This is a genomic window from Kitasatospora sp. NPDC059747, assembly GCF_042732955.1.
Classification (GTDB): Bacteria; Actinomycetota; Actinomycetes; order Streptomycetales; family Streptomycetaceae; genus Kitasatospora.
The window spans coordinates 1-11,872 of the sequence record NZ_JBHWGV010000187.1 but is presented as its reverse complement, the minus strand read 5'-3'; the positions used below and the strand labels follow the sequence as shown (position 1 = coordinate 11,872).

The window sequence follows — 11,872 nt, the reverse complement described above, 5'->3', positions numbered from 1 at the left end:
CTCCCCGCCCGGCCTCCACGACGTGGCCGGGCGGGGGCTCCAGATCGTCAAATCCGTCACCGACACGTGGGGTTGCTGCCCTCGCGACCCCATCGGGAAGATCGTCTGGTGCGAGGTCCTCGCCCGATGAGAGCCGACCACGTCATCACCGTCGAGATCACGGGCATCCACCGCCCGCCGGTCGCCTTCGACCTCACCGCCGCGAACCTCGCCTCCCTCTGGGACGCGATCCGCTTCCTCCCCATGCCCCGCGACCAGCACCACTTCCTGGAGCGCTACCTCCTCGGCCCCTGCGCCGAGCGCTCCCTCTCCACCTACCTCACCCTCCACTCCACCTTCTCGATCCCCCTCGGCGCGCACGAGCTCCGCATCCGCTGGGCTCCGGCCTGACGTTCGCGAAGTCCGGCTCCGCCGACCGCGGGCAACGCCAACTGCCGGTCGCCCTGACCCTCGGGCAGGACGACCGGCAGTCACAGGTCATTCCGCTTCTGCGCGGCTGACGCGGCCGGAGCTACCCCTGGAGGCCGGCCGCCGTGCCGCGGATGGCGGGGAGCCTGGAGTAGAGGGCGTCACCGGGGCATTCGGTGGCGAAGCCGTCGCGGTGGCCCGAGATGGCGTCGAAGTCGACGACGGTGCCCTTGGGGTAGCGGCTGGCGTCGGAGCCGGAGGTGAGCTGGTACGTCCCGTCGGCTGTCCGGCCGGTGAGGCCGAGCTTCCATGCGGAGATCTTTGCGAGGCCGTCCTGCAGTTCCTGCGGGGGATCGTCGGAGCTGTAGGTGCCGATGGCGGCGATACCGGAGGAGTTGGTGTTGAAGCCGAGGGTGTGGGCGCCGAAGACGGGCTGGTCGACGCCGCCGGCGCGGCCCTCGTAGATGGTCCCGCAGCGGTCGACCAGGAAGTTGTAGCCGATGTCCCGCCAGCCGTTGCTCTGCACGTGGTACTGGTAGATCGATCTGATCAACCGGGGTGCGTCGCTGCAGGCGTAGTCGGTGGCGGTCGCGGTGTGGTGGACGAAGGTCACCCGGACCGCGCCGGTGTACACGAAGCCCTGTTCGCGGATGGACTCGTCCGCGCCCCATCCCGCCCGGGTGACGATGCCGGGCCGCGGTGCGGCGGGGGCGGCGGGCCCGGCCGGGCGCTCGGGAAGGGTCCGGGCGTCGACGGGGGCCGCGCCCTGGCCGGGGTCGACCAGTTCGACCCGCAGCCCGCGCGGAAGACCGGCCGGACCGGGGCGCACGTCGACCGCGACGCCGTCGCTGCGGCCGGCCCACAAGGGGGCGGTGGCACCGTGCGGGACGGTGTCGGGGCCGTCTACTGCATCGGTCTCGAGCGTGTGCCAGTCGCTCCAGCGGCCGGTGACGGCGTCGCGGGTGCGGACCCGCACGGACCCCCCGGCGAGGGCAGCGGGGGAGCCGTCCCAGACCACGCCGAGGAGTTCGAACGCGCGGGTGGCCCGGGGTATGACTCTTCCGCCGGGAGTGAGGGCCACCGAGGTGACCGAGCCGCCTCCGGCGGACGTGCGCGGCGCAGACGCAACCGGGCTGTCCGCAACGGCGACCGAGGGCTGGCAGAGCAGGGCGGCGGTGCAGCAGGCAAGGGCCGCCGCCGGGAGTGAGATCCTCATGGAAGGGATGCTCACCGTAAACCACGATCCCTGCATGTCGCCGAAGGCGGTCGCGCGGTCACGGGGTGTCGTCGGGGCGCGGGTGTGGCTGTGGAGCAGCGGCGTGGACGGTAGGGCGGCCCACGCGGGCGGCATTCGCCCGTACTCGGTAATTCATTGGGCCAGGCCGGTTAACTCGCGGCGCCGCGCGCCGCAGCCCGGTGGTACAGGCGCGTATTCAGAAGATCCGTTTTGCGGATCATCCAGGAGCGCCATGCGTACTCGAATCACCACCCTGGTCCTGTCGGGCCTGACGTCGGCCGCCCTCGTGTGGGGCGCCGGCGGGGTGGCCCATGCCTCGCCCATCAGCGACCACAGTGTGGCCTTTGACTCGCCGCAGGCCCAGGGCGAATGGGTCGACAGCCTTCTGCGGCTCGCCCAGGAGGACGGTGTCTCGCTCGGCGGCGACTGGGCCTCCGCCGGCCGCAGCGATCTCCCGTCGACGCAGGCCGTCCGCCCGGCCCACCGGACCGACGGCGGCAGCGAGCCCGAGGGGCTCTCGGTCGATGGCCAGGAGTCGGGTGTGGTGCCGCTGGACGGTGCCCTCCGGCCCGGCGACCAGGACCGGCCGATGGAGCAGGCGCCGGAATCGGTGCTTCCCGAGGGTGCTTGGGCCAACGGCGGCGAGCACTGCGACCAGATGCCCGGCCACGAGTCGCACGGCCACATCCCCGGACAAGGCCCCGGCGAGTGCATCTGCCTGCCCGCTGTTCCCGGCGCCCCCGCCGGGCACGGCCAGCCCCACGGCGAGCATGGGGAGCACGGCGAGCACGGCGAGCACGGCCAACATGGGGAGCACGGCGAGCACGGCGAACATGGGGAGCACGGCGAGCACGGCGAACATGGGGAGCACGGCGAGCACGGCGAACATGGGGAGCACGGCGAGCACGGCGAGCATGGCCAACACGGCGGCTCGGAGCAGGGCCAGGGTCAGAACGACCAGCAGAACCAGAACCAGGGCCAAGGTCAGGACCAGAACCAGGGTCAGGACCAGAACCAGAACACCCAGCAGGACCAGAACACCCAGCAGGACCAGAACCAGGGTCAGGACCAGCACGTCGACGTGACCGTCATCGTGCAGAACACCGTGGCCAACAACCTGAACAACAGCGCCAACAACAGCGCCACCAGCAACTCGAACAACTCCGCGCAGAACAGCGCCCAGAACACGGCCCTCAACAACCAGTCGGCCTCGCAGGCCAACAACCTCTCCAACCAGCAGAGCCAGATCAACCAGCAGTCCGCGTACAACCTGAACAAGATCAAGTTGATTGCGGAGGAGCTGGCGGTGCGGCCGCCGCACAAGCCGGCCCACCACGGCGGGCACGGGCACGAGGTGGTGCCCGGCCACCACGGAGGGGGCGAGGAGCACCTCGCCGGACACCACCACGGCGAGCTGGCCCATACGGGCGCTCCGGAGATGCCGGTCCTCCTCGGGCTCTCCGCCGCGTTCCTCGCGGCCGGCGCGGCCGCCATGCGGCTCAGCCGACGGCGCACCTGATCGAACCCGTTGCGCGGGAGCGTGCGTAGGGTTCGAGGGCATTCGTGAACCGGCCTCCACCAGGCAGTCGTCCTGGTGGAGGCCGGTTCCGTGGGTCACTGATCCGGCAATTCCCCCGATCCGGAATCTCCGTGCCACTTCCCCGGAGAAGGGAGTGGGGAGAAGATTCGAACCCGCGTCCTATGGCTGGCCGCACCGGGGGCCTGTATTTCTCTCGACATGGCAGCCACAGGGTCCGGTGGGCCGGTCCGGAATGGTCAGGGTGCGCTAGCCTGTGCCAATATCTCCGACCCGATGGGATTTTACCGATGACCGTCGAGGAATCCTGGTTGACCGGTTCCACGGAGTTGCCCTGCGGAACGGCCGCGAACCGGTGCCAGTACAAGAACCTCCCCTTGCGCGATCTTCCCCCGCTCGGTGTCGTGCGCCGCGCCCGGATCGCACGTGAAGGCCTGCGGGAGCGCCACAGTGGTGTTCCGGCACTCGGCCGGCCCTCCCGCTTCTCCGCGGGGGACTGGGTCCGTGTCAAGGACGAGGCGGCGGTGCGTGCCACCCTCGATGCCAAGGACCGCCACCGCGGCCTGTGGTTCACCCTCAGCCAGTGGTCGTTCTGCGGAGGTGTCTACCGGGTCGAGCGCATCGTGCGGCGCATGGTCGACGACCACTACCGCATGCGACGCCTGTCGGGCACCGTCGCCCTGGCCGGTGCCACCTGTCACGGTGCCGACGGCACGCAGGGCTGCGGACTGGACTGCGCACTGCTGTTCCGCGACGAGTGGCTGGAGCCGGCGCCCGCGCCGGTCCCCGTCTCCCGGCCGGCCGTTCGGTGGGCGACCGTCCGCAGCCTCGCGGAGATCAGTGCCACCCTCGGGCCCGACGGACGCCTGAACGGCGTGCCGTTCCAGCCGGGCATGGAACGTCACGCCGGCACCCGGCACGGGGCCTCCGAACTCCGCCACCGGTCGCTCGCCTGGTGGCAACAGCCCGCCGCGGGGCGCTGGTTCATCCTTCACGGGCTGCGCTGTGGCGGCGAGCCGCTCATCACAGGGTGCGACCGCCAGTGCGCCCTGCTCTGGCACGAGTCCTGGCTGCGACTGGAACCCGTCGCCGTCGCGCCGTGACCGGTCGGCCGTCACCCTCCGCGGCGCCCGGCGGACCTCCGTCGGCCGTCATCGCCGCCAGCGGTCGCGCATCAGCTTCGCGGTCATGCGCAGCGGCCCGTCCCGGTCGCCGACGTAGCAGCGAGGAAGCGCGTACACCCCGCTGTGGGCACCGGGGCTGACCGCGCACCCGTAGTCGTAGCCGGCCTGGGCCACCGCCTCCACGGCAGCGGCGTCGAGCGAACCGTAGGGGTAGCAGAACCCTTCGACCGCCCGGCCCGTGAGGTCCTCCAGTGCGTGGCGGCTGCCAGTGACCTGGGCCGCCAGGTCCCGCGCGTCCAGGCCGGCCAGCCGCCGGTGCGTCAGCCCGTGCGAGCCGATCTCCAGCCCGGCGGCGGCGACTTCGTCGACCTGGTGCGCGGTCATCAGGGGCTTGCGCGGGCCCTTCCGGTCCCAGTCGTTGTATCCGCCGACGCGGTCGGCCACCACGTACACCGTCGCGGTGAAGCCGTGCTCCACCAGCGCGGGCATGGCCTCCTCGGCGAAGTCGCGGTACCCGTCGTCGAAGCTCAGCCCGACCATCCCCCCGGCGGTGCCGTTCCGATGACAGCGCAGCAGGGTGCCGACCGCCACCCCGCGCAGTCCTCGGGACGCCAGCCAGCGGAGCTGACGGCGAAACCGCGCAGGGTCGACGGTGATCAGATAGGGATCCTCACTTGCGGCCGCCACGGAGTGGTACATCAACGTCCACGGGAAACGCCCCGCGACTCCACCGGTCGCCTGTTCCGGGGTGTTGCGTGATGTGATGATTCGCACGGTCTGCTCCAGCTTTCGGCGGAACCGCCTGTGGGGGTGGAGTTCAAGGAAACCGAATTCTGGCAGCGCCCGAACCGCCTTCCATTCGCGCCAGGCCATTCCGGGTCTTTTCACCCGAATGCCGGAGCGGCAACAGTTCGAACACCGCCCGGAGCCCTGGGGCCGTCCCACAACCGACGGGCCGCCGCGACACGTGCGCGAGAAGTCGGCGGGGCCGACTTCCTATGCGCCCGGGGTGGTCAGGTGGTGGCGTGCGGCGGTGAGGATCTCCTCGGACAGCTCGGCGTCGTCGCTCGCGCGGGCGAGGAGGATCGCGCCCACGAGGGTGGACAGGTCGGCGAGTGCGGTCTCGCGTCCGTCGCCGTCCAGCCGTTGCAGGCCGTCGACGAGGTCGCGCAGGCCGGCCGTGAACGCCGTGCGGACCGCGCTGCCGGGCTCGGCCCTCGCCGCCTCGGCGCCGAGGGTCGCGGCCGGGCAGCCGCCGCCCGGGTTATCGACTACGACCCGGAAATCGGAGCGGCAGCAGCCACGGCCATCAGGGCAGCGGGGTACTCCCCGCGGCTGATCATCGCTGACGGGCTGCTCGGCGACCCGGACGGCGGAGAGTACGACCGGCTCATCGCCACCTGTGCGGTCCGGTACGTCCCGCCCCCGTGGTTGCACCAAGTGAAGCCCGGCGGCGCCATCCTGGTCACCCTGTCCGGCTGGTCCTTCGGTTTCGGGCTCGCCCGGCTGGTCGTCACGCGCCCCGGCGAGGCCACCGGCCGCTTCCTGCCCGGCTACACCAGCTTCATGATCGCCCGACCGCACGACCGGCCGCACCGCCAGAGCCTCTCGCTGCTCCTCGGGGACGAACGCCGGACCCGGATCGACCCCGAGATGATCGGCACGTGGACCGGCGCTTGGGTCGCCCAGCTCGCGGCTCCCTCGGCCGAACGGATGGGGGTCGGCGGGCAACAGATCCTTTCCGACGTGGCCACCGGATCACAGGCCCGGACCATGCCCACCCCGGACGGCGGCTGGACCGTCGGGCAGCGCGGCCCGCTCCGCCTCTGGGACCAAGTGGAGAGCGCGATCGAGGCGTGGCAGAAGTAGGGCGAGCCTCACCAGGAAGGCTTCGGGATCACCGTCTCGGGGTCGGGACAGCGGGTGTGGATCGGGACGGAGGACGGTCCGGGTTGGGATCTGCCGATCTGAAGTTCGTTGCCCGGCGTCGAGGGGCGGTGAGAGCATCGAGGTCCATTTGACCTATTCGCCGAGATCTGCAGTTGGCAGGTACCGCTGGTGACTTCGCCATGTCCGTCAACATCTCCTCCATCTGGCTGCCGCGCAGCCGGCGGGCGCCGGGCGAGGCGCGGCGGCGGCTCGCCTCGCTGCTCGCCGACGTCCCGAACAGCAGCTGCTTCCTCGAATCCGGGCTCCTCGCCGTCTCCGAGCTCGTGACCAACGCCGTCCTCCACGGCACGCCCACCGGGTACCTCATCTACCTCGCGCTCGACGTCTCCCCCTCCCGTCTCCGCATCGAGGTCCACGACGTCCGGGGTGACCGCGCGCCCGTCCTCTCCCCGCCTGGCCTCGACGAGGAGGCCGGGCGGGGGCTCCAGCTCGTCAAATCCGTTACCGACACGTGGGGTTGCTGCCCCCGCGATCTCATCGGAAAGATCGTCTGGTGCGAGGTCCTCGCCCGATGAGAGCCGACCACGTCATCACCGTCGAGATCACGGGTATCCACCGCCCGCCGGTCGCCTTCGACCTCACCGCCGCGAACCTCGCCTCCCTCTGGGATGCGATCCGCTTCCTCCCCATGCCCCGCGACCAGCACCACTTCCTGGAGCGCTACCTCCTCGGCCCCTGCGCCGAGCGCTCCCTCTCCGCCTACCTCACCACCCACCCCACCTTTTCGATCCCCCTCGGCGCCCACGAGCTCCGCATCCGGTGGGTCAACGACTGTCGTTGATCTTTTGTCGACGCCGGGCTGGTCTACTGCCGCCACCGGTCCGTGGCCCTCCCGGCCCGACAACGTGAAAGGCATTTCCTCATGTCCAAAACCCTGTGGCGGCGCGCGGTCGGCGCCGTCGCCCTCGTGAGTGCGCTCGCGGCGACCATGGTCCAGATGACGCCCGCGTCCGGCGACGACGCGCCGCCGCCGACCCGGGTGTCCCGTTCGGGGCCGGGGACGATCTCGGAGCGGTCGGGTAACAAGCCGTCGGTGAACGTCGAGTACGAGATCACGAATGTCTCCGTCGGACAGGCCTCGGTGGGTGACGGAACGTTCGCCGTGCGTGGGATCACCGTGAACTGGTCGGGACCTGCCGACAACGACCCGAACGGCGCGTCGGACTGGATCGCGATCTACGAGGGTGATCTACCCGCGGACGCCGACCTGGGGAAGTACAAAGTCTGGGACTGGGCCTGCCCGCGCAGCGGTTCCTGCGATTCGATGGGGTCGACGTTCGTCACCGACACCAGCGGAATGGGCCGGCACGACCTCGACCTGCAGAAGGGCAAGAAGTACACCATCGCGTACTTCACCTGGAAGTGGAATGTCCGTGCGACCTATGAGTACTGGGCATGAGGCGCCCGCTGCGCGCGCTTGCCGCGCTGCTCACCCTCGCCCTGTTCGCCGTGGTGACGCCGACGGAGGCCGTCGCCGTCGCTCCGAATGCCGATCAAGCGTACGCCGCGCGGTACTTCACGCGGACCGGGGTGGTTCGTACGGCGTTCCAGGCGCTCGCGGGCGCGGCCCGGGTGGCCGTCGACGGGATGGGAGCGAGCGGGAGCAACGTTCACTACACCCACCCGGGGACGACTCTGCCCACCACGCCCGGGTACTTGGCTTTTGGGGTAGGTGACTTGGGGACCGACGGCAAGGTCGCCGAGAACGCGGTTCAGTTGATCCTCAAGCAGAGGAACACGTTCATTGATGCCTTCTACGTCACTGCCACGAAGACGGCCTACGTCTTCTCGGGTGAGGCGCTAACCACTGACGCCATCAGGAACGTCCTTGGGCTGGCGAGGGACGTCGTTGTGGAGCGGAAAGTGCTGTCGTTCGACGCCAGTTACGGCGGTATGGGGCGTGATTCCCTCAACATTGACGTCGGTGTCCATTCGCTGCAGGCTGCGGTCGACGCCCTTCTGAACGCGGCGTCCCTACGAAGCCTCGACGAGCTCAAGGGTGCTCTGGCCACCCTGGTCGTGGCGTTCCCGGAATCGATCCGTAACCGCTTGGTCCGGGAGAACATCAGGAGCGCGATGTGGTCGGGGAACGTCTGGCGAGCGGCGCGAATGTTCACCGAGATCAAGGACTGGGACAAGATCTCTCGTGCGATCCGGGACCGGAAGAGCTATCTGGGCTATTCTGCGGTCGCCATGGCCGCGATGGTGACCGTGCTGAACTCCATCAACAACCGAACCGTGCAAGCCCGCAACGGCCCCACCGCCCCGCCCGACCCCGACGCCGCCGACCACTGGGCCCCCAACCCCGGTGGTGACCAGTCGAGTTGCCGCCCCGACGGCATGACCCCGACCGCGGGCGTCTCGGCCCCGTACTGCACCGCGTACGACGACCAGGGCCGCGAGCGCATGGGTGCCGCCCACCCCCGTCGCGTCGTCGGCTACCAAAGCAGCTGGCGCACCGGGCAGAACGGGCAGGACATGTACCTCCCGAACAGCATTCCGTGGGGCCAGGTCACCCACGTCAACTACGCCTTCGCCTGGATCGACGGAAACCGCATCTCCGTCGGGAACCCCGCCGACGCGAGCAACCCGAACGTCGGCATGACGTGGCCGGGCGTGCCGGGCGCGGAGATGGACGAGTCGCTCCCGTACCGAGGCGAGCTCAACCTCCTCACCCGCTACAAGCGGCAGCACCCGCGCGTCAAGACCCTGATCTCCGTGGGCGGTTGGGCGCAGTCCAGCGGCTTCTACGCCCTCACCGTCAACGGCGACGGCAGCGTCGCCCAGGACCGGATCGACACCTTCGCCGACTCCGTCGTGGACTTCCTGCGCCAGTACTCCTTCGACGGCGTGGACATCGACTACGAGTACCCGACCGCCCTCCCGCAGGCCGGCAACCCGAGCGACCGTCCGGTGTCGGACAGCCGCCGCCCGGGCCTGTCGGCGGGCTACACGGCGCTGATGAAGACGATCCGCGAGAAGCTCGACCGCGCGGCGACGGCCGACGGCCGGTACTACCTCCTGACGACGGCCGGCTCCGGCTCCGGCTACATGGTGCGCGGCATGGAGAACTTCGCCGCCCTCCAGTACCTGGACTTCGCGAACGTCATGTCCTACGACCTGCACGGCAGCTGGAACAACAACGTCGGCCCGAACGCGCCGCTGTACGACGACGGCCGGGACAGCGAGCTGGCCGCGGCCGGCATCTACGACACGGCGAAGAACCCCGAGTACCGTGCGGAGGGCTACTTCAACACGGACTGGGCGTACCACTACTACCGCGGCGCCCTGCAAGCCGGGCGGATCAACCTCGGCGTGCCGTACTACACCCGCGGCTGGAGCGGAGTGACTGGCGGAGTCGGCAACGGCCTGTGGGGCACGGCGTCGATGCCCGACCAGACGAAGTGCCCCGCCGGCACCGGTCAGCAAGGAGGGACCTCGCCCTGCGGCGCGGGCGCGACGGGCGTCGACAACCTGTGGCACGACACCAACCCGGACGGCAGCGAGCTCGGCGCGGGGTCGAACCCGATGTGGCACGCCAAGAACCTCGAACGCGGCATCACGCCCTCCTACCTGCCCGCCTACGGCCTCGGCGGCCAGAGCGTCTCCACCGGCTACACCCGGCAGTGGGACGACACCCTCAAGTCCTCGTGGCTGTGGAACGACACCACGAAGACGTTCATCTCCACCGAGGACGAGCAGGGCGTGGGCGCCGTCGCCGACTACGTGTCCGCCAAGGGCGCGGGCGGCGTGATGATCTGGGAGCTGGCGGGCGACTACGCCTGCCCCGCCCAGGGCGAGTGCGGGACGGGCTACACCATGACCAGCCTGCTCGACTCGAAGCTGCGCGGCCAGGGTGCCTACGGCAACTCCCGGGCGGCCGGTTCGAGCGTGACGCTGCCCTCCCAGGTGGCCGACGTGAAGGCCGAGCTGGTCGCCTTCCCGACGGCCGTCAAGGACCTGTGGCCGCTCCAGCCGACCCTGCGGATCACCAACAACAGCGGTGTGACGCTGCGCGGCGACGCGCAGATCGCCTTCGACATCCCGACCTCCGCGCCCGCGCTGGTCAAGGACGGCAACTGGAAGGAGATCAAGAACGTCGCGCCCGGGCACACCGGCAGCAACGTCGGCGGCCTGAAGGGCGACTTCCACCGCGTCACGATCCGTCTCGGCGCGTGCGAGGATCTGCCGAGCGGCGCGTCCAGGGATATCCCGCTGAAGTACTACCTGCCGATCACCGGACCGGTCGACTTCACCCTCACCCAGGGCGGCCAGACCTACGGCCTGACCAGTGACAACCGGCGGGGCGTCGGCACGGTGGCCCCGGCCGCCGCGGCCGGGACCTGCGTGCTGCCCGTGCCGGACCCGCCGCAGAGCGGGCCGATGTTCGCCGGGAAGCCGAGCGTCGCCCTGAGCGCCGGAAACAGCTACCGGATCCAGTCCGCCGCCGCCAACGGCGCGCTGCTGACCGGCTCCAACGCGGGCACGGCCGAGACCTGGCCGTTCGCCGACGACGGCCACGCCTGGGACTGGACGGCGGCGAGCGTCGACGACCGGAGCGGTTGGCTCCTGCTGCGGGCCAACTCCGACAACGCCGCCCTCGACCTGGACCCGGCGACCTGGAAGGTGTACGCGAGGGGCGTCAACGGTGGCTCCAGCCAGCGCTGGTGGGTCGCGCCGGGACCGGACGGCACTGGCACGGTGTACCTGCACAACCAGCAGGGCACGCACTGCCTGACGTACGAGGGCGCCATGGCCCAGCCGCTCGTCGCCGGCTGCGACACCGGCAACACCAACCAGCTGTGGTACCTCAACGACAGCCCCCGGGCACCCCGTGCCAAGGACTGGGACGCCAGCGCCGTCTACACGCCCGACCAGGCCGCGTCCGACCGGACGGTGTTCTTCAATGGGCACAACTGGCTCGCCCAGTGGTGGACCCAGCACGTCGCGCCCGGCACCAGCGACACGCCGGGCAAGGACTCCTACCCGTGGAAGGATCTCGGCCTCGCCCAGGGCCCTGACGCGGTTCTGGCCGCCGGGGAGACCCTCTACCGCGGCGAGTCCATCACCGCGCCGGGCGGGTACCGGCTGGCCATGCAGACCGACGGCAACCTGGTGATGTACGCCCCGGGCGGAGGCGTGGCCCAGACCTGGGACACGGTCGGCCGCGGCGACCACCTCGCCATGCAGACCGACGGCAACCTCGTGCTCTACGGCACGGGCGGGGCCATGCTCTGGACGACCTCCACCAGCGGCAGCCCCGGTGCGTACCTGAAGATCCAGGACGACGGCAACCTCGTTGTCTACCAGGGGGTCCAGGTGAAGTGGCACCGGTGGTGAGCTAGCTGTGACACGTCGTGCGCCGGACCGGGGTTCGCCCTGGTCCGGCGCACGACGCTTGGGTGCGACGATCGCGGGAATTTGGATGTGGCGGGCGGCCGAGGGCGGCCTAGGTTCTGTACGGCGGATCTTGTGACCGTCGCATGATCGGCTCGTTGTACTGGTCATGGGGCGGGGAGATCTGAGCAAGGACGAGTGGGACCGGCTGAAGCCGCACCTGCCGGCGAACGGGCGGCAGGGCGGCCGGTGGGCCAGTCATCGACGGGTGATCAACGG

At 70.3% G+C, this 11,872-nt stretch carries 11 protein-coding genes and 1 pseudogene; 10 read left to right on the top strand and 2 right to left on the bottom strand.

Translation table 11 applies throughout. The features are described 5' to 3' along the window. Positions 1–126: 126 nt before the first annotated feature. A complete protein-coding gene (locus ACFV4G_RS41200) occupies positions 127–390 on the top strand; it encodes a hypothetical protein (protein WP_380448355.1) in 264 nt (87 codons plus the stop codon). A 121-nt stretch (positions 391–511) separates the two neighbouring features. Here ACFV4G_RS41200 and ACFV4G_RS41195 read toward each other — a convergent pair whose 3' ends face one another. After that, entirely contained in the window at positions 512–1,624 is a 1,113-nt protein-coding gene (locus ACFV4G_RS41195; protein WP_380448353.1) for a peptidoglycan recognition protein, read from the bottom strand. A 253-nt stretch (positions 1,625–1,877) separates the two neighbouring features. On the opposite strand from ACFV4G_RS41195, the gene ACFV4G_RS41190 reads away from it, so the two are divergent. Together ACFV4G_RS41190 and ACFV4G_RS41185 are read left to right on the top strand one after the other, a co-directional pair. After that, entirely contained in the window at positions 1,878–3,164 is a 1,287-nt protein-coding gene (locus tag ACFV4G_RS41190; protein ID WP_380448352.1) for a hypothetical protein, read from the top strand. Between the two features lie 329 nt (positions 3,165–3,493). Then, complete coding sequence (locus tag ACFV4G_RS41185; RefSeq protein ID WP_380448350.1) at positions 3,494–4,285, top strand: hypothetical protein; 792 nt, start codon at positions 3,494–3,496, stop codon at positions 4,283–4,285. A 48-nt stretch (positions 4,286–4,333) separates the two neighbouring features. Here the strand turns inward: ACFV4G_RS41185 and ACFV4G_RS41180 are convergent, their stop codons facing one another. Next, positions 4,334–4,897, bottom strand: coding sequence for a polysaccharide deacetylase family protein (locus ACFV4G_RS41180; RefSeq protein WP_380448348.1), 564 nt, complete (start codon positions 4,895–4,897; stop codon positions 4,334–4,336). A gap of 213 nt (positions 4,898–5,110) precedes the next feature. On the opposite strand from ACFV4G_RS41180, the pseudogene ACFV4G_RS41175 reads away from it, so the two are divergent. The 7 genes and pseudogenes from ACFV4G_RS41175 to ACFV4G_RS41145 form a co-directional block, all read left to right on the top strand. Then, a pseudogene (locus ACFV4G_RS41175) lies at positions 5,111–5,713 on the top strand (hypothetical protein); the annotation flags it as partial. A gap of 33 nt (positions 5,714–5,746) precedes the next feature. Next, positions 5,747–6,175, top strand: coding sequence for a hypothetical protein (locus ACFV4G_RS41170; protein WP_380448359.1), 429 nt, complete (start codon positions 5,747–5,749; stop codon positions 6,173–6,175). A gap of 200 nt (positions 6,176–6,375) precedes the next feature. Continuing rightward, on the top strand, positions 6,376–6,771 hold the full coding sequence (locus tag ACFV4G_RS41165; RefSeq protein WP_380448346.1) for an ATP-binding protein: 396 nt from the start codon (positions 6,376–6,378) through the stop codon (positions 6,769–6,771). Further along, complete coding sequence (locus ACFV4G_RS41160; protein WP_380448344.1) at positions 6,768–7,037, top strand: hypothetical protein; 270 nt, start codon at positions 6,768–6,770, stop codon at positions 7,035–7,037. The genes ACFV4G_RS41165 and ACFV4G_RS41160 overlap by 4 nt, the downstream gene beginning before the upstream one ends. Positions 7,038–7,118: 81 nt before the next feature. Continuing rightward, entirely contained in the window at positions 7,119–7,655 is a 537-nt protein-coding gene (locus ACFV4G_RS41155; RefSeq protein ID WP_380448342.1) for a hypothetical protein, read from the top strand. Beyond that, positions 7,652–11,596 (top strand): glycosyl hydrolase family 18 protein, encoded by a 3,945-nt coding sequence (locus ACFV4G_RS41150; protein WP_380448341.1) that lies wholly within the window; start codon positions 7,652–7,654, stop codon positions 11,594–11,596. The genes ACFV4G_RS41155 and ACFV4G_RS41150 overlap by 4 nt, the downstream gene beginning before the upstream one ends. 166 nt (positions 11,597–11,762) lie before the next feature. Then, on the top strand, positions 11,763–11,872 hold a 110-nt coding region (locus tag ACFV4G_RS41145), incomplete at its 3' end, for a transposase (RefSeq protein ID WP_380448357.1).

Coding starts and splice junctions, on each gene's coding strand:
- ACFV4G_RS41200 (WP_380448355.1), top strand. CDS start 127: ATGAGAGCCGACCACGTCATCACCGTCGAGATCACGGGCATCCACCGC.
- ACFV4G_RS41195 (WP_380448353.1), bottom strand. CDS start 1,624: ATGAGGATCTCACTCCCGGCGGCGGCCCTTGCCTGCTGCACCGCCGCC.
- ACFV4G_RS41190 (WP_380448352.1), top strand. CDS start 1,878: ATGCGTACTCGAATCACCACCCTGGTCCTGTCGGGCCTGACGTCGGCC.
- ACFV4G_RS41165 (WP_380448346.1), top strand. CDS start 6,376: ATGTCCGTCAACATCTCCTCCATCTGGCTGCCGCGCAGCCGGCGGGCG.
- ACFV4G_RS41160 (WP_380448344.1), top strand. CDS start 6,768: ATGAGAGCCGACCACGTCATCACCGTCGAGATCACGGGTATCCACCGC.
- ACFV4G_RS41155 (WP_380448342.1), top strand. CDS start 7,119: ATGTCCAAAACCCTGTGGCGGCGCGCGGTCGGCGCCGTCGCCCTCGTG.
- ACFV4G_RS41150 (WP_380448341.1), top strand. CDS start 7,652: ATGAGGCGCCCGCTGCGCGCGCTTGCCGCGCTGCTCACCCTCGCCCTG.